26 protein-coding genes are annotated in these 25,932 nt (G+C 49.1%); 9 read left to right on the forward strand and 17 right to left on the reverse strand.

Annotation, left to right across the window (positions count from 1 at the left end):
• Positions 1-31 precede the first annotated feature (31 nt).
• Both QFX39_RS05560 and QFX39_RS05565 read right to left on the reverse strand, forming a co-directional pair.
• Entirely contained in the window at positions 32-457 is a 426-nt protein-coding gene (locus QFX39_RS05560; RefSeq protein ID WP_300478104.1) for a DUF86 domain-containing protein, read from the reverse strand.
• Positions 458-462: 5 nt separating this feature from the next.
• Positions 463-852 carry a nucleotidyltransferase domain-containing protein gene (locus tag QFX39_RS05565; protein WP_300478105.1) on the reverse strand — a complete coding sequence of 130 codons (390 nt, stop codon included), beginning with the start codon at positions 850-852 and terminating at the stop codon, positions 463-465.
• A 310-nt stretch (positions 853-1,162) separates the two neighbouring features.
• Here QFX39_RS05565 and QFX39_RS05570 point away from each other — a divergent pair, with 310 nt between their 5' ends.
• On the forward strand, positions 1,163-1,588 hold the full coding sequence (locus QFX39_RS05570; RefSeq protein WP_013295566.1) for a YkvA family protein: 426 nt from the start codon (positions 1,163-1,165) through the stop codon (positions 1,586-1,588).
• Here QFX39_RS05570 and QFX39_RS05575 read toward each other — a convergent pair whose 3' ends face one another.
• Positions 1,589-3,670, reverse strand: coding sequence for a hypothetical protein (locus tag QFX39_RS05575; RefSeq protein WP_300478108.1), 2,082 nt, complete (start codon positions 3,668-3,670; stop codon positions 1,589-1,591). It abuts the gene before it with no gap.
• 251 nt (positions 3,671-3,921) lie between these two features.
• Between QFX39_RS05575 and QFX39_RS05580 the strand changes: the two genes are divergently transcribed.
• From QFX39_RS05580 to QFX39_RS05590, 3 genes are read left to right on the forward strand one after another with little or no spacing between them, the layout of a single operon-like run.
• Positions 3,922-4,584 (forward strand): hypothetical protein, encoded by a 663-nt coding sequence (locus QFX39_RS05580; RefSeq protein WP_013295568.1) that lies wholly within the window; start codon positions 3,922-3,924, stop codon positions 4,582-4,584.
• A 10-nt stretch (positions 4,585-4,594) separates the two neighbouring features.
• Complete coding sequence (locus tag QFX39_RS05585) at positions 4,595-5,836, forward strand: BREX system ATP-binding domain-containing protein (RefSeq protein ID WP_300478109.1); 1,242 nt, start codon at positions 4,595-4,597, stop codon at positions 5,834-5,836.
• A 15-nt stretch (positions 5,837-5,851) separates the two neighbouring features.
• Positions 5,852-7,984: a DEAD/DEAH box helicase gene (locus QFX39_RS05590; protein ID WP_300478111.1), complete on the forward strand. Its 2,133-nt coding sequence runs from the start codon at positions 5,852-5,854 to the stop codon at positions 7,982-7,984.
• A 4-nt stretch (positions 7,985-7,988) separates the two neighbouring features.
• Here QFX39_RS05590 and QFX39_RS05595 read toward each other — a convergent pair whose 3' ends face one another.
• Both QFX39_RS05595 and QFX39_RS05600 read right to left on the reverse strand, forming a co-directional pair.
• Positions 7,989-8,147: a type II toxin-antitoxin system HicA family toxin gene (locus tag QFX39_RS05595; protein WP_300478112.1), complete on the reverse strand. Its 159-nt coding sequence runs from the start codon at positions 8,145-8,147 to the stop codon at positions 7,989-7,991.
• A gap of 49 nt (positions 8,148-8,196) precedes the next feature.
• Positions 8,197-8,478 (reverse strand): type II toxin-antitoxin system HicB family antitoxin, encoded by a 282-nt coding sequence (locus QFX39_RS05600; protein ID WP_300478114.1) that lies wholly within the window; start codon positions 8,476-8,478, stop codon positions 8,197-8,199.
• Positions 8,479-8,636: 158 nt separating this feature from the next.
• Between QFX39_RS05600 and QFX39_RS05605 the strand changes: the two genes are divergently transcribed.
• Entirely contained in the window at positions 8,637-9,092 is a 456-nt protein-coding gene (locus QFX39_RS05605) for a MarR family transcriptional regulator (RefSeq protein ID WP_300478203.1), read from the forward strand.
• Positions 9,076-10,428 (forward strand): MATE family efflux transporter, encoded by a 1,353-nt coding sequence (locus QFX39_RS05610; protein WP_300478115.1) that lies wholly within the window; start codon positions 9,076-9,078, stop codon positions 10,426-10,428. Before QFX39_RS05605 ends, QFX39_RS05610 begins: the two co-directional genes overlap by 17 nt.
• A gap of 57 nt (positions 10,429-10,485) precedes the next feature.
• Here QFX39_RS05610 and QFX39_RS05615 read toward each other — a convergent pair whose 3' ends face one another.
• Entirely contained in the window at positions 10,486-10,782 is a 297-nt protein-coding gene (locus QFX39_RS05615) for a DUF3467 domain-containing protein (protein WP_300478116.1), read from the reverse strand.
• A gap of 10 nt (positions 10,783-10,792) precedes the next feature.
• Positions 10,793-11,191, reverse strand: a complete 399-nt coding sequence (locus QFX39_RS05620) for a winged helix-turn-helix domain-containing protein (RefSeq protein ID WP_300478118.1) — start codon at positions 11,189-11,191, stop codon at positions 10,793-10,795.
• A gap of 180 nt (positions 11,192-11,371) precedes the next feature.
• Here QFX39_RS05620 and QFX39_RS05625 point away from each other — a divergent pair, with 180 nt between their 5' ends.
• The gene (locus QFX39_RS05625; protein WP_300478119.1) at positions 11,372-11,653 is read left to right on the forward strand and encodes a hypothetical protein; all 282 of its coding nucleotides are present in this window, start codon (positions 11,372-11,374) and stop codon (positions 11,651-11,653) included.
• Between the two features lie 77 nt (positions 11,654-11,730).
• Here QFX39_RS05625 and QFX39_RS05630 read toward each other — a convergent pair whose 3' ends face one another.
• The 9 genes from QFX39_RS05630 to QFX39_RS05670 form a co-directional block, all read right to left on the reverse strand.
• Positions 11,731-14,625, reverse strand: a complete 2,895-nt coding sequence (locus QFX39_RS05630; protein WP_300478120.1) for a cobaltochelatase subunit CobN — start codon at positions 14,623-14,625, stop codon at positions 11,731-11,733.
• A complete protein-coding gene (locus tag QFX39_RS05635) occupies positions 14,622-15,515 on the reverse strand; it encodes a cobaltochelatase subunit CobN (RefSeq protein ID WP_300478122.1) in 894 nt (297 codons plus the stop codon). The genes QFX39_RS05630 and QFX39_RS05635 overlap by 4 nt, the downstream gene beginning before the upstream one ends.
• Positions 15,516-15,677: 162 nt before the next feature.
• On the reverse strand, positions 15,678-16,559 hold the full coding sequence (locus QFX39_RS05640; RefSeq protein ID WP_300478205.1) for a hypothetical protein: 882 nt from the start codon (positions 16,557-16,559) through the stop codon (positions 15,678-15,680).
• Between the two features lies 1 nt (position 16,560).
• Positions 16,561-16,917 carry a hypothetical protein gene (locus QFX39_RS05645; RefSeq protein ID WP_300478124.1) on the reverse strand — a complete coding sequence of 119 codons (357 nt, stop codon included), beginning with the start codon at positions 16,915-16,917 and terminating at the stop codon, positions 16,561-16,563.
• The gene (locus QFX39_RS05650) at positions 16,904-17,674 is read right to left on the reverse strand and encodes an RAMP superfamily CRISPR-associated protein (RefSeq protein WP_300478126.1); all 771 of its coding nucleotides are present in this window, start codon (positions 17,672-17,674) and stop codon (positions 16,904-16,906) included. Before QFX39_RS05650 ends, QFX39_RS05645 begins: the two co-directional genes overlap by 14 nt.
• Positions 17,664-20,627 carry a CRISPR-associated protein Csx11 gene (locus QFX39_RS05655; protein ID WP_300478127.1) on the reverse strand — a complete coding sequence of 988 codons (2,964 nt, stop codon included), beginning with the start codon at positions 20,625-20,627 and terminating at the stop codon, positions 17,664-17,666. The genes QFX39_RS05650 and QFX39_RS05655 overlap by 11 nt, the downstream gene beginning before the upstream one ends.
• Entirely contained in the window at positions 20,620-21,423 is an 804-nt protein-coding gene (locus QFX39_RS05660) for an RAMP superfamily CRISPR-associated protein (protein WP_300478128.1), read from the reverse strand. The genes QFX39_RS05655 and QFX39_RS05660 overlap by 8 nt, the downstream gene beginning before the upstream one ends.
• Positions 21,420-22,154: a type III-B CRISPR module RAMP protein Cmr1 gene (gene cmr1 / locus QFX39_RS05665; protein ID WP_300478129.1), complete on the reverse strand. Its 735-nt coding sequence runs from the start codon at positions 22,152-22,154 to the stop codon at positions 21,420-21,422. Before cmr1 ends, QFX39_RS05660 begins: the two co-directional genes overlap by 4 nt.
• A gap of 103 nt (positions 22,155-22,257) precedes the next feature.
• Positions 22,258-22,779 (reverse strand): hypothetical protein, encoded by a 522-nt coding sequence (locus QFX39_RS05670; protein WP_300478130.1) that lies wholly within the window; start codon positions 22,777-22,779, stop codon positions 22,258-22,260.
• Positions 22,780-22,942: 163 nt separating this feature from the next.
• On the opposite strand from QFX39_RS05670, the gene arsB reads away from it, so the two are divergent.
• Both arsB and QFX39_RS05680 read left to right on the forward strand, forming a co-directional pair.
• Positions 22,943-23,977, forward strand: a complete 1,035-nt coding sequence (gene arsB / locus QFX39_RS05675; RefSeq protein ID WP_300478132.1) for an ACR3 family arsenite efflux transporter — start codon at positions 22,943-22,945, stop codon at positions 23,975-23,977.
• 38 nt (positions 23,978-24,015) lie between these two features.
• The gene (locus tag QFX39_RS05680; RefSeq protein WP_300478134.1) at positions 24,016-24,711 is read left to right on the forward strand and encodes a glycosyltransferase; all 696 of its coding nucleotides are present in this window, start codon (positions 24,016-24,018) and stop codon (positions 24,709-24,711) included.
• 22 nt (positions 24,712-24,733) lie between these two features.
• Here the strand turns inward: QFX39_RS05680 and QFX39_RS05685 are convergent, their stop codons facing one another.
• Positions 24,734-25,897 carry a D-glucuronyl C5-epimerase family protein gene (locus tag QFX39_RS05685; protein ID WP_300478136.1) on the reverse strand — a complete coding sequence of 388 codons (1,164 nt, stop codon included), beginning with the start codon at positions 25,895-25,897 and terminating at the stop codon, positions 24,734-24,736.
• Positions 25,898-25,932: the final 35 nt, after the last annotated feature.

The raw sequence follows: 25,932 nt of genomic DNA on the forward strand, positions 1-25,932 counted from the left end.
ACTCTTTTATTTATTTTCTGTCTTAATTCATTTATTCTAGGGTCTCAAGGATTTTCCTGATCTTTTCGGTGAATTCATGGAAATCCCGGAGGTGTTCCCTGAGGATCCTGAATGTTATACGGTCGTCTATCTTACCATACCTGTGGACCACGATGTTTCTGAATCCCCTCATTGCCTTTACCTTCCTGAAGGTTTCCTCGTCTATTGTCCCGGCTCCAAGGAGGTTCTCAAGCACATCACCATCTGATCCGGGGACACCGAGTTTCAGGTCGGAGTTGAGGATGGAACATATGTCAAAGACATTTTCAACAGCAAACTCAAGCCTCCTGTACATTCCATCCCTTACAAGTCCAAGGCCCTGGAACTCCTCAAATGTTTCAGGAAGGTTATCTTCTATGAGATTCACGCTTTCCTCAATCTCACTTATCTTCGTGAGTATGATGGCCTTTCTTATCATGATATTCACCTCATGGGGGCCAGGCCGATGTAATCATAGAAGCGGTGTTTGAAGTCATCGAACTCCTTAATGGTCTCCCATGCAATGTCATGGAGGAACCCCTCACTGTCACAGTATACGACCTCACCCCTTAGTACCTGGATCCTCACATAGAGTGGGAGCTGCTGGAATATCTGGACATCGAATATTTCATCCACCTCACAGAGGACCCTCAGCCTGAAATCCGCTGCCTCATCAGGGGTTCCATCATAGTACACTGCAAGGTCTATATCAGACCAACCCTCCCCCCTGAGGGCTGAGCCATAGAGTATTATGAACCTGACCCTCTCAGCGTCCTCGAAACCCATGATCACACGGAGGAACTCATCAATGCGGGTTCTGATAGATTCATCCATATGGTTACTATGATCCTCATATATCTTAAATTGCTGGTCATGTACTTTCACAGCCAGATTAATAATGCTGCTGAAATGATCAGATCCATGTTCAGAGGGCCAGTGAGGCAAAGTGGGAACTCAAATCTACCGTCCTGAATATCGGTGAGGCTGTCGTGGCTGGACTCATGGCACCGGTACATGCTATGGTGAAGATAGGTGAATTCACAGGCAAGCTGTCTGGTGGAGACCCGGACGTGGAGTCCATCTGGCGTGAGATGAAGGGTAAAGGATAAGTATCATCAGGGCCAAGAGAATTACAGTGGTTTCCATGACAGAGGCAGATTTTAAGGATTTCTATGATGTGCTGGTTGAGAACCTTGAGTCCTTCAACGGGGAATACGCATCCTTCATAGACCATGGCCCGAAACTCTTCAAGCTCCTCGCGGACTTTCTGGGCTATGAGCACCTCAAGAGCCAGCTCAAACTCAAAATAAGCGCGGCAATAGCCTACTATGTTGTACCCATGGATGTAATCCCCGAGACGGTCTACGGTGCCTACGGGTACATTGACGATATCTTCATAACAGCCTACGTCATAAGGATCCTGGCGGACGTCTATGGCTACGAGTTCCTCTCAGAGTACTGGGAGGGAGAGGAAGACCTTGAGGAGGTTGTTGAACTCTGCTATGAGAGGTCAAAGGAGGTCCTCAGGGAGAAGACAACCGATGTGCTGGAATATGTGGGTTTGATCTGATCAGCTGTTTTCCCGGACTCTGTTCTCCCAGTTCATGGCCTCAAGGACCCCAAGGATGTCATCAAGTGATTCCTTCTCTACAGTCAGTTCAATGAGTAGTTCAAAACACTCATCATTCCTCAGTATCATGCACTTCTTCATTGATGGTAGGAGGTCCCCCAGTTCATTCATGGTATCCATGAGACCATTACCACTCACAAGTCCGTTCATCATGAGGTTGAGGCTTTCACCGGTGGGGTTTATGTAGATTATCTCCTTTCTGTGGGTAGTGTCCTCTGAGGTGACAGGTTCTGCTGTTATTTCTTGTTCTATTCCTGTAACCGGGGTTTCTTCTTGCTTCACAGTCAGTGTGTCCAGGGTTTCTTCAGCACCTGATCCATGGTACCGGAGGTAGAGCTCCTCAATTTCAGGTTTGTGTTTAAGAATGAATCCCTCGGGGCCCTCCTCAATGAGGTCATGCTCCTGAAGGGTCCAGATCCCGGCATCCAGGGTCCCGGGCTCATCAAAGTGTTCAGCCAGGTCCTCCCTTCTGAAGGGCCCTTCACCCACGACCTCCCTCATGTCCCTGAATATGTCCCATGCCAGTATCCGGTCATAGCATTCCCGGCACTCATCCCGTTTTCCGTCGATTGTACTGTAGAAGCTGGATTTCTTGAGTTTTCTGCCGCATATTGGGCAGGTTCTGATCATATCTGATTCTGTAACAAGTTCCCCTTCGCCATAGGCCTCGTGGAAGGCTCTGAGTTCCTCGTCCGGTTTAAGTGTGTAGGTTTCGAAGGCCGGGTTGCTCTCGATGAGGTCAAAATCCTGCAGCAGCCAGATATGGCCAGTGATCATAACCCTCTCATCCTCATTTTCTATGATGTCGTCAACAGCAAATTCAACGCCTGGTTCAACAAGCTTTCTTATCTCAGCGAGGGCATCTGCAGCGCAGCGCCTCCTTGAGCATTCCCTGCACATGGGGGAGGTTCCATCGGATGAATTGAATTCTGTGGCGGGCTTCACCTCCCCGCACACTGAGCACTCCAGTTCACCCTCCTCAGGGGCCGCAGTGCTTTCGGTCTGGGCTGGCTCATCCTGTACTGATCTGAGCCTTTTAAGCTCCACGTTCTCTATGATGAACTCCTGGACCTCCTCTTCGGGTTTTAACCTGTAGTTACCTGAGTCCCCGTCCTGCTCAAGGAGGTTGAACTCTTCGAGTATCCAGATCATGGCTGTGAATTGTGTCCTGTCCACGTCATCCATCCCGGCTGTGTAAACGGCAACGTTAATCTCATCACCGGCTTCAAAAATTGTGAGGATCCTTTCAAGGGATTCAAGGGCATAGAGTCTCCTTGAGCATTCCCTGCAGATACCCTGGGACCTCTCAGTTTCGGTTTCAAGTTCTTTCCTGCATCCAGAACAGAGTTCAAGGCTACTGACGGGTACTTCAGGTAATAAATCTTTTCGCTGATGGGATTCTACCGCTGGAGCTTCTTCATCTATTGGCTGATCCGTTTCCTCCGTTCTGGTGGGGGGCACGGGTTCATTCTCCAGTATCCCCGTTTTCAGGGCTTCGGGGTTACCATCAGATCCGGCTTCATGGGTCCGGAGGTCATCATTCAGGTTTTCAGGATGAGGTTCATCCCTGGCTGAATCATGAGATTCGTTCATGGATTCTTCAGATCTCACTGTGGTCCTGAGAAGTGATTCGGCTGCAGATTTGAAGCCCAGGTTGAGTTCCATGAAGTCATCGCATTTTTCAGATAACACGTAAAGGGTTCTGAAGCCGTTGAATCCCTGATTCTTTATGAACCCGTTCCCTTCACTGCTGACATGCTTCTTTATGAATCCCTCCCTTAGGAGAATCCAGAATAGCAAGGAGCCGAGTTCCTCCTCATCCTTAAAGTCATCGAAGTTGAAGGGTTCCCTTGCCTGAAGTGTTTCAATGGCCTTTAAAATTCGATATTTATCGTAGCATTCCCTGCAGACGCCCAGGTTCTCAGGGCTGCAGTTTTCACAGGATGAAGAAGATGATTCACTGCCGCAGGACAGGCATAAAAGTTTATCTGATTCTCTACAGCAGAGGACGCAGTTATTCATATGGCATACTCCCCTCAATACAGTATAATTTAATGTTTTTACAGCTACTTAAATCATTAACATTTACAGGGTTATAAAAAAATTTATCTATCAATTTTTAGAAACATTTAAATGACTTTAATGCCATAAAAGGGGGTTTTTACATAATAAAACAGAAAAGGCTGGTCCCCAGGGGTAAGTCCAGATACTGGCTTCACAGAATAGATGATGATGTCCTTGAAGATATATCCAAGAACCTCGTGATTGGCTCCGTGAGGAAGAGGGGTAAACTTATAAATGAAATCCGATCAGGTGACAGGATATTCCTCTTCAAGCCGATCCCCCTCAATGGTCGGAGGACACTCTCATTTGTTGCATACACCATGGTTGAAAGTGTGTACAGTGACCCGGAAACCCTCTATGATTACTATGAATCCCCCCGGAAGCTGAAGCTCAAGGGTATAAAGTTCTTCAACCCCCCCATACCATTAGTTAAATTCAAGGATAAACTTGTTTCCTTTGATTCTAAAAAATGGTCATCAGCAACGAAATCTGAGTACAGAAAGATAGATGAGGCTGATTTCAGGACCATAAGGTCCAGGGCAAAGTTCATAGAGAAATTCCCCGCCTACCTTGAGGAGGTATCCTTCAGCATGGATGAATTCATTCTGAACTCCATCATGGGCCTCCACAGCATGCTCAGAAAGGCCGATGGCCGGAAGCAGATGGAGATAAAATCCTTCATAAAGCTCCTTGATGAATTCATCCAGTCCTACGGGATTAACAAATCATATGATGAACTCGAGGAATTCTACTCAATCAACGCCTGGAGGACCGGTATAAAACACTACCCTTCACGGGATCCTGAGAGGATAGTAACACTCTACAACAGCAGAGGGGCTGGAAGAGACTTTGGATTGATATCCCTGGAATAGGAGGCTTAATATGAATGCAGAGAGTATCATAAATGCCCTTAAAAATGGCAACGTCCCCCCGGAGGGGGTGGGCGAGATATGTGTCGGGCGTGAAAGGGAACTGGAGGAGTTCGACAAGATATTCGGTAAGGTTAAGGATGGGGCCGCGGTAACAAGGTTCCTCAACGGTGAATTCGGGTCGGGGAAGTCCTTTTTCCTGAAACTTCTTGAGGAGAGGGCCCTTGCAGACAACTTCGTCGTCGCCAAGGTAACACTCAGCAGGGACGTCCCCTTCAACAAGTTCGAGGTCGTCTACAGGAGCATCGTCGCCTCGCTCCGCTGCAAGACAGGCACATCCCTCGAGCACATAATTGAAAAGTGGACCACACAGCTCCGCATGATGGCCCTAAGGGAAACCACGGACCCCTACCAGCAGGAGAGGATAGTGATAGACAACATAAACAATGACCTCAAGGAGGTCCGTAAACACGCCACAACCTTCGCTGCTGCAATAGAGAACTACTACAAGCTCTCTGCACGGGGTGACCAGGAGACAGCAAAGTATGCAATGGCCTGGCTCAGCGGTGAGAAGAACATACCCTACACCATAAAGAGGCAGTTCGGTGTCAAGGGTGACATTGACCGGGAAAACGCCTTCAAGTACCTTGAGGCCCTCTCCTCATTCCTCAGGGCACTCAACTACTCAGGGCTCATAATACTCATAGACGAGGCAGAGCACATAATGACCCTACACACAAAGAAGCTGAGGGACACAGCCTACGACTACATGAGGTTCATATACGATGAGTGCAGCCTCGGCAGATTCCACAACACCCTCTTCATATTCGCAGGGACCCCCGAGTTCTTTGAGGACCCCAAGATGGGTGTGCCATCCTACACCGCACTGAATGAGAGGATAGAGGACGTCCTCAACACGGAATTCAAGGACCTCAGAAAACCCATAATAAGGCTTGACGGCTTCAAGAAGGACAACCTCATGGAGCTGTCAGATCGCCTCATAAGTATGCACGAGGAGGTCTACGAGTGGGAGGCTAAACCTGTCAGGGAGTCCCTTGAGGGTATAATAGCAAGGCATGAGGCCAACGCGGAACTCACAGGTTACATTTCACCGAGAAACTTTGTTAAATCATTCATAAGTGTCCTTGATGTTGTCCAGCAGAACCCTGAACTCCGAAGCGAGGAGGAGATCCTTGACCTCTTTGAGGAGAAGGAGATGGAGTTTGAGGAGTTCGAGGACGAGGACTGGGTTTAGTCAGGGTGTACTCTGATGTCCTCCGAATCACTCAACCCCCGCCTCAGGCACTTCCTCGCCAACAGGCTCGGCTGGAGGAGGCTGAGGGACGTGCAGAAATCCGCCCTTGAAGCCATAGGTAGGGGGGAGGACACCCTCATAGTTGCACCCACAGCCTCTGGTAAGACCGAGGCCGCCATGATACCCGTCTTCAACTCCATACTCACAGAGGGCCTCCCACCGGTCAGCCTGCTCTATGTCTCACCCCTCAAGGCACTCATAAATGACATGCACAGCAGACTGGAGTACTGGGGCAACCACTTCAACCTTGAGGTCATGAAGTGGCACGGGGATGTCCCGCCGGACACCAAGCGGAGGTTCATCAGGAACCCCGCGGACATCCTCCTCATAACACCAGAGTCCCTTGAGGTCATCATGGTGAACAGGAGCCGGGATGAGAGGGAGAGGATCTTCAGGAACCTCCGCTACATCATAGTGGATGAGATCCACTACTTCATAGAGTCAGACAGGGGTGTCCAGCTGAACTCCCTCCTGGCAAGGCTTGAGAGGTACACCGATGTGAGGCCCCAGAGGATAGGGCTCTCTGCAACGGTTGGAAACCCCGAAGATGTCCTTGAGTGGATGAGCCCCTCGGGGGTTGTTGTAAAGGAGAACTCTGATAGGAGACTCCAGTACAGGATATTCTCTGGTGGAGAGGCGGGGGTCATTGATGTTTTAAGGAGGTTAACCGGCAGGAAGGTCCTCATCTTCGTCCCATCACGGAGGGAGGCTGAGAAGTACTACAACATCATAAGAAGGTGTCTGGATGTGGACGTCTTCATACACCACTCCTCCCTGAACAGGGAGTCAAGGGAGGAGGCAGAGGAGAAATTCAAATCCATCTCAGCGGCCTTCATGGTGAGCACCAGTACACTGGAGCTTGGTATAGATGTGGGTGACATCGACGTGGTGGTGCACCTGCGGAGCCCAACAACCGTGAACCAGTTCCTCCAGAGGACCGGGCGGAGCGGCAGGAGGAGCGGCAACCAGAGGACCATCATATTCCATGAGGGTGAGGTACTCCTCGCCCTCTCGGTTGTCTCACTGGCACTTTCAGGTAAACTTGAGATGCTCAGGATACCCGGAAGGCCCCTTGACATATACTTCCACCAGATCCTGAGCTCGGTGTTTGAGATTGAAAAACCGGGGCCCGCAGAGATATACAGGGGCCTTGGGAGGGCCCATGTGTTCTCTGATATAAGTCAAGGGGACTTCAGGCACCTACTTGACTTCATGGGTGAGAGTGACTTTATAAGGAAACATGGAAGCTACCTCTACCATGGCTTCAACTTTGAGAAGGTCTTCGGTAAGATGAACTTCCTTGAGTTCTACTCTGTGTTCTACCCCACCTATGAGTTCACTGTTAAGCACGGAACAAAGACCATAGGAACCCTTGACGCATTCTTCGCTGTAAAATACCTTGAGGAGGGCAGGGGATTTGTGCTTGGTGGTGAAAACTGGATTGTGAGGGAGATAGACCATGAAAAATTCATAGTTAAGGTTAAGCCCTGCTCAAGGAATGCCAGTATACCTGACTGGAGTGGTGGCGGTGCCCCGGTGAGCTTTGAGGTTGCAAGGCACGCCTATGACATCCTCCTTGGAAACTTCAACCGGGACCTCCTCAGGTGGCTGGATGACGCATCAAGGGAGAGGGTCCTATCTGCGATGGCAAGGGCCTCTGCCGCAGGTTTAACCAGGGATGTTATCCCTGTGAGTGTCGGTTCTGATGTGGAGATCCACACCTTTGGAGGGGAGAGGGTTAACGGCCTCATCTCAGATATATTCAGAATGGAGCATGATGCATACATGGTCAGGGATGATGCCTTCGCAGCGCGCTTCAGGGCAAAGGTCGACTATGATGATGTGGCTTCCACTCTGAAGGAGATCCCATCCATCATCTCTGAGGAGGACTTCCCCCTCAGGCTCCATGACAGGCTTGACAGGATGGTTAAGAACAAGTTCATAGAGCACCTCCCTGAGGATGTGGCGGCCCATATTAAGTACAGCCTCCTCTACAGGCCGGATGAGCTCATGGGGCTGCTTGAGGCCAGCAGACCTGTTGAGGTGGAGGGTTTCAGGATTCAGGTTTTTCATGGTTCTGAGAAATAGACATTCATGTTCTTTTTCTGGAATTCATGAGCTTCATGAATTCTGGATATGTGAGCTCAGCCTGTTTAAGAATTGATTTCAGGGTTCCGGGGGCGATTTCATCATGAAGAGGTATGATCACAATGAGTTTCTTCCCATTTTCATCTATCTTTTTGAGTTTCACATGACTACCCTTTCCTCCAGAATACGTAAATCCCTCTTTCTGGAGGATCTTACAGAGCTTCACTCCTGACAGTTTTCCTTTTTTGCCAGCCATCTATCTTAACGCTCACATGTTCCTCTTTTTCAGGTACAGTGTAACTGCTTATAAGGTCCTGATACATTTCAAGAACATCCTCGTCGCTAAGGAAGAGTTCAAGCGCCTCCCGAATGTTCTCAAGAGCAATTTCTTTGCTGCTGCCCTGACTGGCTATGTTGAAGGGCTCACATATCGCCACGAACAGGTTTCCCTCTTTTTCAATCTTTACTGGAAGCTCAAGTTTAACTGAGGTCATCAGATCTCACCTGCAGTTCACAGATAACTATTTCTGCATTATTTGATATGACTTGATGGCTTAATATACATTTATGTTGCAGCTGCAACAGTTGCCATGACAACATTTATATGGTGCCATCCAGATAACTTCAGTATCAGAACACTGGGGATGAAGTGATGATCGACAGCGACATACCCTTCAGGGGGCTCCTATCCATAATACTCAGAAGCCACCGCGTATTTGTGGCAAGGGAGTTATCCAGCCTGAAACTCACAGACGCCCAGGTGGCCTGCCTCTTCAGGATCCACAGGCAACCGGGTGTTACACAGGATGAACTCTCCTGGTTCTTCCAGGTGGACAAGGGCACCATAGCCAGGATCACAAGGCGCCTGGAGGAGCGGGGACTCATCATGAGAAAACAGGACCCCCGAAACAGGAGGAGGTACATGCTGAGCCTCACAGCTCAGGGGGAGGAACTGATACCCCTCATAAGGGAGGTTGAGGACAGGTGGACTGACCTCCTATTTGAGAACCTCACAGATGAGGAGAGGGATACCCTAATGGAATTGTGCAGGAGACTCGCAGAGGATGCAATGAAGATAAGGGGCGTGGAAGATGACAGAGGGCGTTAAGATAATGAGGGGGGACCCGAGGAGGGCCCTCCTGAAACTCTCAGGGCCGATGATAATCGCGATGCTCCTCACATCCATCTACAACCTGGTGGACGCGGTATGGGTGGCTGGCCTCGGTGGAGAGGCACTGGCAGCCATAGGTTTCGTGACACCCCTCTACATGGTACTCGTGGGGCTATCCAATGGCCTCGGGGCCGGGGCGGCATCATCGGTCTCAAGGTACCTTGGTGCAGGTGACACCGAGGGCGTCAACAACAGCGCAACCCACACGGTCATAATAACAGCAGCTGCTTCAGTTGTGATCACAGTGGTCCTTGAACTCCTCCTCGGCGACATACTCCTCTCCCTGGGGGCAGGGGAGGCACTCGAACCCGCGTTCCAGTACGGTAGCGTGGTATTCGCGGGTACCATATTCACACTCTTCACAGGGGCCGCCTACGGGATACTCAGATCCGAGGGTGATGCGAAGAGGCCAATGTATGCCATGGGCCTCTCAGCGGTCCTCAACATGGTCCTCGACCCCCTCCTCATATACACGGCGGGGTGGGGTATAGCAGGTGCGGCCTGGGCCACGGTGATATCCCAGTTTGCGATTTCAGTCGTTGTACTCTACTGGTTCCTGGGTGGGGGGACCTACACCTCCATCGGGATGAAGCACTTCAGACCCGACCGTGGGGTTGCCCTCTCAATACTCTCTGTGACATTACCTGCCAGTGCAGAGTTCTTTGTCATGTCCCTCGTAACAGCGGTACTCAACGGGATACTCACAGCCGTCGGGGGTACCAGTGCAGTTGCGGTGTACTCGGCGGGGTGGAGGATAGTCATGCTGGCCATCGTACCTGTGATATCAGTTGCAACGGCCCTTGTGAGTGTCTCAGGGGTTGCCTATGGTTCAAGGAACTTCAGAAACCTTGAGGTGGTCCACGGTTACTCCATAAGGCTGGGGCTTGTGATAGCCGCTGCCACGGCACTCCTCACATTCGTACTTGCCCCCTGGATCTCATGGGTATTCTCGTACTCCCAGGCCTCTGCGGACCTGGCACCAAGGATAACCCTGTTCCTGAGGGTTATCTGCCTCTTCTACCTCTTCCTACCACCGGGTATAATGTCAGGTTCCATCTTCCAGGGGGCCGGGAGGGGGCTCACATCCCTCGCACTCTCGGCTATAAGGCAGGTCCTCCTGGTGGCGGTATTCGCCTACCTCCTCGGTGTGATCCTGGGATTCGGTGAGGTTGGTGTCTGGTGGGGTGTGGTTGCAGGTGACATCGGGGGAAGCCTCATAGCCTACCTCTGGGCAAGGCTATTCATAGGGAGGCTCAGGAGGTACGGGGACTGATCTTCCCTTTATGAACACATCATGCTATGTGGTCATGGGTCTGGCATCAAGCATCTTCTAGGGCTGCTGCCCCTTGGAGTTGGGGGACCTGATTTTCCCGAAGGTCCTCTCGTATTCCTTAACCTGCTCCATGAGCCACACTGCAAGTTCCTTCGCTGTTTCCGGTGACATCCTCACCTCATTCTCCACGACACGGCAGGCACTGATCTTCGATATTTCTGTTTCCTCGTCCCTGGGGAATAGCTCCTCAGAGAAGAGAAGGACGCGGAATTCATTTGATGAAAACCCCCCAAGGGCACCTGTTATGTAGATGGTATTGAGTTCTGAGGATATCACAATGGGGACTTCAACCACATTTCCCACCCTAGCCGGTTGATGAGATGGTCAGTGTGTGTTTTCCTGACTCATTAAGGCTGTAATGTGCAGGGGACATTCTTCCGGCAGTTGTCCCCATGGGTTCTTCATTCATTTTCCCTGTAATCTCATCGATTTTCCTGATATACTCCTCACTTTCAAGGATTGCAAGGCATACGACCCTTCTATCGTCCATCTTCAGTCTGTAGGCTGCAGCCTTTCCCTCCCTTTTTTCAAGTAATCCAATCTCCATGAGTTCATTCACATGGTTGTAGACGGTCTTTTCGGTCGCGTCAATCATCCTTGCGATCTCCGGGACCTTCAGGTAGTGGCCCCAGTTTTCCAGGAGCTCCTCAAGTATGGATACTCTGTTTGTATCCCCGAATATTTCCCTGAGCACACAGGTCACTGAAAATCACCTTCAGTAATTTATTTTCAATTTATCATTCACTACACATATATCACAGGATTTACGTATAAATTTATCTAATTCACTGAAATTAAGATTCACAAATGCATACGATAATATATATACATATTGAATTATGATAGCAGTCCTCATGGATGAGGTTGAGCTGATTATAGATTAATGGATCCTGCTGAAAGGGAGGTCATGACCGTTGTGGGCCGTATAGGTGGATCCGCCAACAAGAACTTCACAAGACAGACAATCAGGAAGAAGCTGAGGGATGATACACTTCCTGAGGCCGATAGGGCAATTGATTCACTGAGGAGAAAGGGTCTTATAAGGTATTACAGAAAACCAGACAATTTTGCAACTACAAAGCTGGGTTTTCTGGTTGCAAGGAGACTTAAAGAAGAATTTCAGAGGCGAAACTTTCCGGATATGCGTATTCTGCTGCTATTCTAAAAAAATAAATTGGGGGTAGTTTACCCCTCCACGCCCTAGCATCATCTGTGAACTCTCCGATCGCCCTGACTGTGGGATCAGTTGATCCTTCGTCCACTGAGGAAGTAACCTGCAGCAAGGAGTGCCACTATTGCAACTACACCTGTAAGTGCGTATAGTGGCATCTGGGATGTTTCAGAATTTCCCTGCGATGATGCAGAAACCTCATAGGCCCTTGCGTTACTTTTACCGGCCTCTGTTGAGATTGTCGTGGAGGATGTTGAATCTCCCCTTGAGTATGGGTTTCCTGAGGACGTATCTGAGGTCTTACTTCCGAAAACACCTGGAGATGAACCTTCCTGCGTGGAATGTCCCCCAGCACCGGTGGAGGGTACTCCGTCGGATGGTATGCTCTCACTCCAGGTGGCGGCCATTGTATGCCTGAACTTCTCAATGGCGGCACTGTTGAGTGTTGAAAGACTCACTATCCACCGGTTAAGCACTATGTTGGCGCAGGTGTGATGGCAGCAGACCACCCCATACTGGTTCACCATGGTGATGTATTCATTGGCAAGGTAGGCCTTAACGTCAGCTGATGGTGACCAGTAACCCTTACGCACTGTTTCAAGGAGCCTGGCAGCGATGGAAGCCCTTGCGTAGGGGTTTGATGTGCCAAAGAATTCCCTGAGGCCCAGGCCATAGCTGTCCCTCATGTAGATGCTGTACACCCTGTCCCAGTCAGACTGTGATACAAGTTCTGGGTTTGTGATCTGCCACATCCAGAGGTTCTCCACGAATGCGTCCATGTACCTTGCACCGTCGTAACCGGCCTTCATCATTCCCTCAAGCCATCTGGGGTTGAAGTACCTGGTTGTGAGGTCCCTTGAAAGGAACTGTTCCATTGGCTCTATCCTGGCATCGGCCCTGAGATTATTTATGTACATCGCCGGTTTTACGCCTGAAACCCTTTCAACTGCCATGCTGAGACCACCAAAGTAGGCAGCCACCATGGGGTGTTCCAGTGCCCCGTAGAGGTTTGAGCTCCTGCTGAACATTGCCACGCAGACATCCCTGAGGTTCTCCCTGAACACTGATGGCACCCTGACCCCTGTGATGTTGGCGCCGTATGCAGCTGAGACTCTCTCAAGGTAGAAGTCGGCAAGCTGGGTTCTGTTGCTCCACGTGTCACTAGCGGGTATCGCCTCCTGTAGGCCAGGTGAATATGCACCGGGTTCCTCAGAGAATATCCTGAGAAGTGAAAGTTTCCTAGCATCATCTTGGCTGTAACCATCCAGCCGAAGTTTCCTGTAGATAGCCTCGGAGTTATCCCTTACGTAATTGGGGGTGTCACTGGCCTCTGCTGCGAGTTTAACGGCTCTGTCAAGCAGTGATATTATGTCCATATGGAGGTCCCTGTAGAGTCCGGATGTAACCATCATGACATCGATGCGTGGCCTTGTGAGGTTTCTCATGAGCTCAACATCCTTGACCCTTCCCCTTGAGTCCCATATCGGTTTAACACCCATGAGGTAGAGTATCTCTGCCTCCATGACGCCCTGGTGTCTCATGGTTTCAGAGGCCCAGAGGACATGGGCGACCTTTGATGGGTAGGCTCCGTGCTCCCTGAGGTAATTCGAGAGGAAGCTGTCCACGAGTTTCACTGCGGTCTCCCATGCGGTCCTTGTGGGTATGATTCTTGAGTCGAATGGATACGGGTTTCTTCCAGTGGGGAGTGCATCGGGGTTCCTTATGGGGTCACCCCGGGGTCCTGGTGTTATGTATCCACCTTCAAGGGCGTTGAGTATGGATGTTACCTCAGCTGTGCATCCGCGGATCCTCTGGGCGTAGTCCACTGCAAGGTTGAGGTACCCGGTTATAGTTGCATTCACACTGCCTGTCACCCTAATCTGGGCCTCCTCGGGGGTGCGGTTATTCAGGACAACCTCCCTCAGGAGTTTCTCAGTCAGGGAATCATCCATGCCAGGTAGCATTGCAATGAGGAGCTGTATGAGTTCACTGCCTTCAGGGGCCCTTCCAAGGACATGGGGGCCATAGGGTATGTAGCTCTTTCTGATGTTATCCAGGTATGCTGTGACCTTTGAGAGGAATTCCTCAAAGCTTCCCCCGGTATAGTTGAAACCGATTGCTCTGCTCTGATTTATTATTGTGTCCATGTAGCCTGCTCTGAGCGTTCCGTCAACGGTTTCCCTGTAGAGTTTTATGTTTTCATAGAGTTCTGAGAGGTTTCCGTAGAGTCCGGAGGGTATAAGTACAGGGGTCATGAAGTTTATGATCAGCATGCTGGCCCTTCTCCTGTCAAAGATTGCCGGGGCGTCCATGGGTAGCACATGGATTATGGGCATATCCTGGAGGAGGACAGCGCCCCAGTCTCTGCTTGAGAGTCCCTCCTGTTTTCCTGGCATGAGAGGGACAAGACTGAACACTGAAAGTATGGCGTCTGCACTGTAGACCCTCCTAATCCACCAGTAGAATGCAAGGAGGTTATGGGTGGGTGGGAGTTTCCCTGTGCTGTAGAGCGTGTTGTTATCCTGCAGCCAGCCCCAGACAGGTTCAGGGGCAAGAAGGATGTTCCCGAACTGCAGGGTGGGTATGACGATGTATTTCCCTGTGCTGTTCCTGTAGACCATCATGTTACCTGGTGCCGGGCCCCAGGCCTCTGTGACCTCCCTCTGCATGCTTGGGGGAAGTTCACTGAACCATTTCAGGTACTCGGCCTCGGGTATCAGCGTGACCTGACCTGATTTCACTCGCCTTTCAAGTTCACCAAGCGCCCATGTGCCGATGTTGCTTCCAAGTTCTGCCATTAACCGTGCAAGTTCCGTTTCAGAGGGTAAAGTACTGTTACCAAGGTTGTAGCCACGGTTCCCCATTTCCCTGAGTATCCCTGCTATGCTTGCCTGGGCGTTGAGATAGTAATCGATGTCAGCCCCAACATTGGCCTTGCCTCCTCCTTCACTGTAGTATGTAATCACAATCCTCCTGCTGTCCAGTTCTGGGAGTTGAGTGTCGCGCCCCTTGAGAGGACTATGGCTGCGTCTATGATCGCTCTCCCGTCCTTCATGATGTAGTTCAGTGAATTGGGGTCCCTATAGGTGTAGGTTGATACTATGACATTGACGTTCCTGGCCTCGAATGCCCTTACAAGGGCATCCATGAGGGGCCCGTCCCTTGCCATGTCTGTGTACTCTGTACTCAGTATTCCCACTGTTGGGGAGCCGGAATGGTACCTTCCACTCTGGCTGTACCATTCCATATACTCTGTGAGGTTGCCGAATATCTTAGGTGCTTCCGGGTGGTATATACCCCAGAGCGGCCTCTTTTCCGGTGCCCCTGCAGTTACGCTGAGTTTGCAGAATGACGCTGCGAGGTAGAGGATGAGGTTCTTGAGGTTCCTCTCACTGGTATAGTTGAGGTATCTGAGGGTCTCGTTGAAGCGGGGATCCGAGGTGTTCACGGTCTGAAGATCCAGTATTGGTCCGTAGCTGCTTCTTCCAGATGGTTCCACGCAGATCATGATGGTTGAGCCCCTGTTCTTCGCATCTCTCAGTTTACCGCTGAGTGACTCCCATACAGGTGATGCAAGGCCGCTTCTTGTACCGAATATTATGACATCCCCTGTTATGTTGTATGTCAGGTTGCTCTCGGTTCTACCGCTCTCCGCTCTTACCCTTATGATGTTTCTGATGTCGGTGTCATTTGCTACCCTCTTTATAAGGGCGATTTCATTTGGACTTGAACTCACTATGAGTATCTCAGGTATGGTCTGATTTCCACTGTCCAGGGTACTGTTCTCTGCGAATGATGTTCCAGTTGCTGCAAAGAGAAGTATCAAAAGTGCAGCGTATACAGTATGTTTCTTCACAGACTCACCTTTTCAGGTTTATTTTAAAATATTTCAAGTAAATTTTAAAAAATGGATTATATATAGTTTCCGTCCCGGATGATTAATACGCTTTTATTATAAAATAAGATTATTATAATACAGAATCCTGTGGAACTGGGTTTTGGGTGCAGAGATGAAACATTAGTGTAAACCCGGAAATTTGATACTACCATCCCAGCAGAGACTGGCTTCCTCATAATCCTCAATTTGAGTGCCAGGGGTCAGATAGTACTCAGGTTTTATGATTACCCCTCCTGGTTTTTCAGAAGGTCTATTACTTCTTTCAGGATCAAAGTAAGCCCTTCCAGAGACTAACTCGAGATCCCCATTGAATTTAAGGCCATGAGTGTACCTCATATGACCCCTGAGAAATTCATCTGAAATTTGGATGTCATTAGAAACGTCAACCCTGAAGGGTGTCCCGCCACTCCTGATGGACTCGAGAACCACCTTTCCAAAGCCATACTTTGACTCGCCACCCAGGGTCAGTTCATGGAGAATGTTGATGTCACCGATGAATATCCCATCCTTTCGGATTTCAAGATTGAGGGGGCTGTTCTTTACCCATATACAACCCATTATCCTCGTTTTTTCCACCTTTTCGCCGTCGTGGAATATGTTGTTTATGTATTCGGTTTCATGGAGTGACCCCTTAAGGACCACACCACCCCTCAGTGCTGTTGAGACGGTACTTGCGATGAATCGCCCCTCAAATTCATATATATCAAGTCCACCATAAATCAAACCATGATCCCTGTACTCTGGAAGATAATATGTTCTACCATCATGGACATAGAAGTAGGAGAACCTGAAATTCTCTCTCAGTATATGGCCAATAGATCTGTAATCAGCTCCCCCAGGGTGCCGGTGGATTGATTCCGTTATGCTCCGTGTCAGGGCTCCCCACAGTGTCCTCCCTGGAACATAGTACCTTGTGGGTGAGAATATGGAGCTTCTGGAAGGGAGGTATCCTATGTGCAGGGGACTCCTTAACTGGAAGGTTACGGTGAGTTCATGCCACATTTCAATCAATCCCTGCATGGTAAAGTGCATAGGTCAGTGTTCTCTGGAGGATCCTCTTAAGGAGGAGCAGCCTTTTAAGGTCAGAGGCCACCTTAAGGAGGTCCTCTGTGAATTCATCGAAATCTTTTCTGAATTTATCCACACCAAGAATTTCTCTGAGTTCTCCATCATTGAGTAAATCTGTGAGTTCCCTTCTTATCTTTTCTTCTGAAGAATTATTTTTTTTATTCTTTTCGAGCCAGAGAAACATCGCATAGACGCCATCCTCCTCAAGGACTCCCAGTGCCTTCCTCAGGATCTTCTCATTCCGTGATATCTGCTGCGCATGTTTCATGCAGATATAGTCAAGGTTCAGCATCTTCTTTCAGCTCCCTGATTTCCATTCTTCCAAATCCACGTGTCCCCATACCTCCTATGCCCATGTACCTGAAGTAGGGGAGGATTTCCTCGATTTCAAATTCTTCCTCAAATCCCATCTCGAATGCGAGTATGGTTCCACGGGGTATTGCCTCGTATGTGAACAGAGCACCACTTTTCGCAGTCCCTGTTTCAGGGTCAATGCGCACGGAGGTTCTGACCTCAAGGTTGTCGTTCACTATCTGTGAGAAGAGACTGTCAGGGACAGAAACTGCCCTTTTAACCCATTTACCGATCATAGGGGGAAGTTCCCTGACATCCTTCCTGGATTTGAAGTAAAGCCATCCAAGGTTGATATGTTCTGAGTCAAGTCCATAAATTGCTGTGACTTGGTCTTCAAAATCCAGTTTGATGTCAAGCCAGTATTCGAGGAGTTCAGGTGTTGTCACCCAGATGGTTCCCTCCTGGGAGGGCACCGGAAAGAAGAGTATCTGTCCATCATGGAACCTCACCCTTCCGCGCCGGTTTTCATCTCCGAAGACATCAATAACTTCCTGTTCGTCTTTTCCGTTCTCCTTGAGGTGTATCCTGTAGTATTCCCTCATTGTTCCAGCGATGGATGTGCCTGGCAGCTTGGGCACCCCTGTTGCGGGCTCCCTCACTATGGTATTGTCGGCCCTTCCAAGCCGGTAACCACCTGCCCCCACATGGATGGGGTCAAGTGCCAGGCAGCAGTACTTTCTGATTTCAGTTTTCATTTCCATCCTCCTTCAACATGTGTCTGAAGAGCACAAGCGTATCCAGTAAAACCCCATTCACTGCTGATCTTAAAATAAAATCCTGTGTTTCGGATCTTAGAGATTCCCATTTTCCATTGAATGCATTCATGAGTGATGCGAGAGCGAATCTTTTAAATACAATCTCTCTGGATGGGTCTCTGACACCTCTCAGCTCCCTCAGCCTGGATGTGAGGTTCTCCTCGAGGCTGTTCATCTTGGAATTTGAGAGGTTACTCCTCAGCAACTCCCATAACCTCATCATATTGGGAATCATGTGGAGGTGAAGTGGCCTTGCGGAATATAATCTGTGTTCAGGTGTGTTTCTTTGCCGGTTATCATAGGTTATCAGGTACCTGTCATCTGTTGCTGAGAGCATTTCAAAGTCAAAGTATCCTGGCTGGAGGTAGTGGATCCTTCCAGATGTTAACCCTTCAAGGTCCAGGAGGGTGTATTCATCCCTGCTGTATGTGGGGTAGAAGCCATAGTATGGGTCTGATCTCATGCATTGTAGTTCCCACCATGGATCCATCATCTCTGGTTTCAGGAACTCATCGCCGTTCAGTAAACGTTCACCCGCATCTAGGAGCATGTAGAGGGGAAATTTTCTTCCTGAAACAAGGAGGCCCAGATTGAGGGGTAATTTACCTTTAACCTTCCTGAACCTTTCACTATAAAGGCACATTATGAGTTCGATGATCTTCATGGAGTCAGATGCAGGGACCATTATCTGCAGCAGAGTAGGAGCTCCCTTTATTTTTATCATGGGGGTATATTCATCTTCTTCCAGAATGTTGATGGTCAGGGTGTGGTCTCCATTTAAAAGGTTCATTTCAGGGTCATCCTCGGGTGAAAGCCAGGTTATGCCTCTTTTAAGGGCCTCCCTGACAGCATCTTTACCATTCTCCCCATGGAACGTGTACTTTAGGAGAGATTCAATGGTGTAGAATTCCCCATTGGAATTATGGAACACCAGGAGATGTTCCGGCTTGAGACCATCGATTTTTATTATGAATCCCTGTCTTTCATGTTCATTATCCTTTATAACCCCCAGTTCTTCGGGATCAAACTGGAATCTGAGGCGTTTCCATTTTGAATTATATACCCTATCCGTGATACCATCCATTAGCGAATCCAGGAATTCACCGGTTTCGTTCCATATCCTGTATAAACGGGCAGGAGATGGATTCTGGGTGAAGAATCTCGTTGCAATATTTTCCGGTTTATCCTCGTAGATCTCTTTGATTCTCTCAGGCGGGATTTTTCCGGTGAATGTTTTGATTATCTCGCCTTTTAGATGATTATCCTCATTACATCCCACTCTGATAATTTCAATTATAGAGCTGGGTTTATCAGTCGCTGAATTCACCACTTCCAGTTTCTTTTCTATGACTCTTTTCTCCTCTTTTTTGATTTTCTTATTTTTTTTAACTCTGGAGGGATCCCTTGCTTTTCCCATACCTTCAAGAGCTTTTTCTAATCTAGATAATCTCTTTTCCAGTTCTTCGATGATTTTGTCCCTGTTTGCAGTAAATGATTCCAGCCAGTTAGTGGGTGTCCAGCTGTATAGCGTCCTCAGCATCGTACCATCAAGCCATCTGGAAAGACCGAACCTCAGCGTGATAAGTGCGATGCGGTTATTCTCATCTGCAACCTCATCAATCCATACTGTGTCTTCCCCACCATTGAGCCACATATCAAGCCTGCCCCTCCTCCTCTCATCACAGACTTCACAGGCCTCCATATCAATGTCCTTACTCCGCAACCTGCAGACAGGGCAGATGTCTCCTTTATCAGCTGCAGCGGGTGCTGATTCATACTCCAGGTAATTTTCATCCCCTTCACAGAATATTACTGGACTCCTTTTCGGTATCCTCCTTTTCCTTTCTGCAAATTCCAGGCATGATTTCATGATGGTAAGTGAACGGGACCTTTCACTCAGCAGAACGAAGGGCCATATCTCGTCATCGCTCATATCCCTGATGATCTGATAGCCCTCCATGGCACAATCTTTTATGAATTTCCAGTTTTTTTCTCTGTCAATCCCCGGAAATGTGATGTAGATGCCGTTGATATCCTCGTAAATCATGTTTCCAACAGGGATCTCCTCTTCGAATTTTCTTTTAAGTGCAACCTTGATTTCCTCCATGAGCCTCTCTCTCGTCAGTATGTCAGCGATCCTCTTTCCCCTGTTTATGAATCCCTCCCCGTCCCAGCAGAAACCAAGGATCCTCCATTCTGGGTTCACTTCTGCAGGACTACTTTCACCATCATCCAGGATTTCATGGCACACCAGGGACTTGAATAGTGATGCTGTGGAGCGGGAGTGATCCCATAGGGTGACATCATTGGCGGGGATTCTCGTCTCACCTAGGGCATGGGTGAAGGTGTTTCCAAGAATGGATATAAGGGAATTCCTCAGGGAGGAGAGGCCCATAACACCATCAACATACTGCCTTAGAAGACCATGAATGGTCCTCTCAAGGTCCTCGAAGCGTTTCATGAGGCGCTTGAGATCTATGGTCTCCTTGGGGTAACCGAATGGTGTGCTGATAACTGTATTCTCAGCTGGCTGCTTTTTAGTGACTATGCCCTTATCATCGGCTGAATCGAGCCCATCGCATATTTTGAGAAGCTGCAGATACCTGGAGCTTTCACTTTTAGTGTGATGCTCTCTGATGAGGGTGTAGATGTCTGTTTCACCTACCCTGAATTTCTCGTCTCTGAGAAGATCAATAAGTTCTTCACTAAGAATACTCTCAATGTGGGTATGTGAATACCTTTCACCCTTGATGGATTTGCTAACAATAAAAGCAGGGTGAAACTTTCCGATGTCGTGCAGCAGTGCCCCGATCTCGGCTGTGAGGATTTTATCCTTCCTCTCCATTATGGTGTAAAGGGCATCATCCTTATCTTTGTTTGGACGTTCACTCACCCAGGACCCCCCTTACAAGATCCCTCAGTTTATGGAGATCTCTGAATCCGTGTGACCGGTCTGAGACATATAAATTTCCTTCTACTTCATCTCTGATTACACCAAAACCTGAGGTTTTTCTGGCTGAGAAACCGTAGGTGTAAAACATCAGTTTCAGGGCCTCTGCAAGGAATTCAAGGTCCTCCACCACCTCATCCATTGTAAACCCTTTTCCACGGGGGTAAGGGGTGTAGAGGATGTGGAATTCTCCATTCCTTCCCTCCTTTATAACCTCCACTTCCAGGGCGCCCCGCTTCGGTTTTCTTGTTTTTCTGCTGATGGGGGTGATGACGTCCTTTTCCCATTTCTCAAAGAATGTGGGGAAGAAGTGGAGTCTACCTCGTCTACCATCTCTCTTCCTGGACCCTGAGCCAAATAAACGCCCTATGATGATGTCCTTGTTACTGAATCTGGGATCATCTATTTGTGTGGCTGAGAATCTCAGGTTACCCTTCCAGCTGGATGGTCTTACAATCGGGAGGCACGTGAATTTGTCCCTTATTATGGGGTTCCTTTTTTCATAGAATTCATCTTCCCCCCTGCCTGTGTATGGCTTCTTGAGGGTGAATTCTATGCAGATGAGAACTGAACCTCCCGGGAGATCCTTGAGGCCCTCAGGTGATGGATAGAATATTTTGAAATCATTCTCATGGTCCTTTGAAACCTTTCCAAGCATCTTGGTTTTGGTTTCAATCTCTTCATTTCTCTTATTGAGATAGTGGTCGTGGACCAGTTCATCCTGTGTTCTGGATTTCAAAGCAATTCCTCCAGGAACTCATCCCATGTTGTAACTCTATCCCCTGGTGCGCACTGGATGATGCGGCTGTATTCGTCCTCATTCAGCGCATATGCGAAGAGCCTTTTGCCTGAGGTTTTATAAAAGTATCGCTTACCTCTATTATTTGATCCCTTCAGAAAGTCGCATTCATCTTTGAGTTTCATCACAAGTCTGCGATCAGGGTTTTCAATGAAAATGAATCGTTTTAAATTGGGATTCTTACAGTGGGAACCCTTTTTCCTGAGGTAACCCTTTAGTTGGGATTTTTCGGGTTGGAATTCTTCAAGGTCACTTTCCATTATCCTTATGATCCCATATTCCTCATGTGCCAGTTTACCCCCCATGGCGCCGTAATTTTCTATTATCCTGAATGTGGTATTCAGGAGGCCTAGTTCCACATCTTTCATTTTTCTAAGTTCAGTGATACTGATTTTTATGGTCTTCCCGTTGGAACATCTCAGTATGAATTTCCGGGACCAGCCTCTGCAACCGAATAATTCGCAGGCATCGCAGTGAATCCTCCCATTACACTTGGAGTTATCTATGGGTCCGCACGCAGTCCCTCCAAGGGCCCTTATAAGGGCCTCATACCACCATCTGATGCTCCCTATAAGTCCACTCTCTCTCAGGACATTTGATCTTTTATGGTCCCCCGTCCATATTTTATAGGGTGCCTGAAGTTTGATTCTGAATACTCTGGGTCCCCCCATGGAATACCCCCTATCTATCTTTATTATTTTTAAATCAATATTTAAGATTTCCTTCTCACATGTTATGTCGGGGGTTAAAAAATAAATGTTCAGGATGGGGACCCTATCTATTGATGGATGGGCCTTTCATCTTCTTCCTTATGTAAACCGCCAGGAGGCCCCCCACGAATGCTGCAAGTATCAGTGAAATGACCATGAGTATACCTGATATGAGCTGGAGGTAGTCGGCTGGTGCGTATGTGGGTTCAGATGCCAGTCCCATGGGCTCTGCTGTACCTGTCATGTCCCCTCCGGTGTCAGGGAATATCTGTGATATTGCCATGAGTGCCATCATGCCACCAGTGGTTGTTGCCATGAGCCCCACCGCACCGATGGTGAGGTAGATGAGTACCAGGAACCCTGAGTTCACCAGGGATTCACTGTAGGTTTCAGCCCCCAGACCCGCAACGAAGGATTCAACAAAGAGGAAGACAAAGGCTACAATGAATACGAAGAATATGGGTTCCATGGATCCGCCCATGAGGGCACCGCCGAGGATTACAGCGGTGAGTGTCCCGGCAAGCGCACCCACAAGTATCCCGAGTACGGAGCTTAAAACATTCAGCTTACTGTTCAGCCACTTCAATAGTGGTTCACCATTTCTATTAACATTGAGTCTCAAATTTACCACCATAAATACTTAATAATTACATTCATGTTTTTAATTCATAAAAACCTTTCCGCTTCAGGGAAAACTACTAATAATAAATCAACATATCTGAATTTACTGATATGTAAGCGGTGATATCATGGAAAGTGAAGAGATGGGAATATTCGAAAGGTACCTCACGGTCTGGGTAATACTATGCATAATCACAGGGGTGGGACTGGGACATTTCATACCAGCCTTCCCGGCCCTCCTCAACAGGTTACAGTACGCCCAGGTATCCCTTCCTGTGGCGGTGCTCATATGGCTAATGATATACCCCATGATGCTCAGGATAGACTTCTCAAGCATAATACGGGCCACCAGGGAACTCAGGGGGCTCACTGTTACCTGCGGGACCAACTGGCTCATAAAGCCATTCACCATGTACATCGTGGCATCATTCTTCCTCCTCGGAGTTTTCTCAAATCTGATACCACCTGAACTCGGGAGGGAGTACCTTGCAGGGGCGGTGCTCCTGGGGGCAGCTCCATGCACGGCAATGGTGTTCGTCTGGAGCAGCCTCACACGGGGTGACGCTGCCTACACACTGGTGCAGGTGGCGGTGAACGACATAATACTCCTCTTCGCCTACGCCCCCATAGTGGCCTTCCTCCTGGGGATAGGTAACATCCAGGTACCCTACGACACCCTCATACTCTCGGTGGTCCTCTTCGTGGTGGTACCACTCCTTGCAGGCTACCTCACAAGGAGGAGGCTCATCACCTCAAGGGGCCCGGAGTACTTCCAGAGGTTCCTGGGGAAATTCGAGAAGATAACAATCATAGGACTCCTCCTCACCCTCATCATAATATTCTCATTCCAGGGGGGAGTCATAATCGAGAACCCCCTCCACATCGGCCTGATTGCGGTGCCCCTCATACTGCAGACCTTCCTGATCTTCACGGTGGCCTACCTCTGGGCCCGCATCTGGAGTCTGAGGCATGCGGTGGCTGCACCGGCGGCCCTCATAGGTGCAAGCAACTTCTTTGAACTTGCAGTTGCTGTGGCAATATCACTCTTCGGCCTCCAGTCAGGGGCGGCCCTCGCCACCGTGGTTGGGGTCCTGGTGGAGGTCCCGGTTATGCTCACACTTGTGAGGATAGCCAACGCAACACGGGACAGGTTCCCGGCCTGAAAAAACATTTATTTTTTGGGAAACCATATTTGTAGTGGATGATATCATTAATATGTGTCTACAATGATAGAGAAACCCTCAGGAGGTTCCTCCTCAGGGACCTCCGTGAAGGGGACGATTATGAACTCATACTCCTTGATAACACCACCCATAGATTCAGTTCCGCTGCAGGGACCCTCAACCATGGTGCGGAGATGGCCACAGGCGACACCCTCATATTCGCCCACCAGGATGTGCACGTAAAACCCGAAGCCATCAGACGGATGGCCTCATATACATCTTCACTGGAGGATGCAGGTGTGGTGGGTGCTGCTGGAGTGGCCGGTCCCTTCAGGTTGTTCTCCAGCATGAAACAGGGTGACCCACCGGTGGATGTTGGGAGGAGAATCGAGGCTCCGGTGAGGGTTAAGACCGTTGACGAGTGCCTCTTCGCCCTACCATCAGGGGTCTGGAGGAGGCATCCCTTTGATGAGGAGACCTGCAGCCACTGGCACCTCTATGCGGTTGAACGGTGCCTCGCCCTTAAAAAGAGGGGTTACAGTATCTACGCGGTCCCTGTGGAGGCCTACCACAGGTCACCGGGTTACTCAATGTCCCCTGAATACTACACCACAATGGGGGCCATAATGAAAAAACACAGGGTCCCGGTGGTTTGGACCTCCCTGGGGTTCTCCACACCATACCTGCCTCTGGGACTCCAGAGGAGGCTGAAGGAGTTCCTCATGAGGTTATAGGTGGTTTTTCTTCTGGATCACTTCAGATCCTCTCGGGTGTGAGTCCCTTCCTTTTGAGGTAACTGTTCCACCTTAAGGCAATGCTGCGGTAGTAGCTGTCCCCTGTTGCCTTCCAGACCCTGTTTGCAAGCTGTACGTGGAGTCTGTGGTAGCTCTCACTGGCTAGCCAGGCGGGCCTGTAGTACCTGCCGCTCACAGCATAATATGTCCATCGCCCACTGTCGAACCTCCAGTTCATCCTCCTGAAGGTTGAAACGCCATTTCTGAATAGGTTAAGCGCTCTTGAGTTCCCTGTGTACCTGTGGACGTTGTTGATTCCCAATGTGCAGATTAGGTGGGCGTTGAGGATGTAGTGTTCCCTCAGGAAGTTGTAGTGGAGGTAGAAGTTACCGTATTTCGTGGTTTTCACAAGGTTTGTTGGGGCATGAAAACTGTTTATGAGGGAATTTGAGATGTCAAGGTACTCCCTTTTACCTGTGAGGTTGTATGCCCTGGCGTAGTGGCCTGCAAGGTTTCCCTGGGCGAAGCTGTCAAGCCAGCCGGTACCTGAGCCATGGTAGTCAAAGTACATGGGGAATACCGCGTAGCGCATACCCCTGTATGTCCTGAAGCTTACCGTGAGTTTCTGTTCATCCAGCACTTCAATGAAGTCTGTGGTGTTCCTGCAGCCACCTGCAAGGTTGGATGTGGTTACGGGGTAAATGTGCCATCCCCTGTTCCTGTAGTAGACGAAGGGCAGGTTGCTTTTGAACTCTGGTACAGGCATGTTCCTGAACTGGCAGGCCCTGCTGCTGAATACAATCACTATCGTATCTGATGGTGAAAGTTTCCTGGAGTAGTAGGCATTATTGGCCTGTATGGTCTTGATCTCGATGATCTTCTCATCGCTCCTCAGGGCCCGCTTACTCTTGATGCCTGAGAAGACTTTAACGGCGTAACCTGCATCTACGTATGCCTGGTAGTACCTCCTATCACCTGTTGAGGTGTAGCGTGTATAGAGGTGGTTCCTTATCCTCGTGTTATTTTTAACCGCCCCCTTGAGGAGTTCCTGGTAATTGTCCAGGTAGTATGAGCGGTTCAGGTGGTCAGGTGTCCCGTTGCAGCCTGTGGTGTTATCCACCGCATGGGACGGGCTGCATGCAAGGATGAAAATTAGGCCAAGAATCAGGATAAAAAGTTTTTTCATGAAATCCCCCCATTATTATTTTGGATGGCACTCCA

Source organism: Methanothermobacter sp., from assembly GCF_030055425.1.
GTDB lineage: Archaea > Methanobacteriota > Methanobacteria > Methanobacteriales > Methanothermobacteraceae > Methanothermobacter.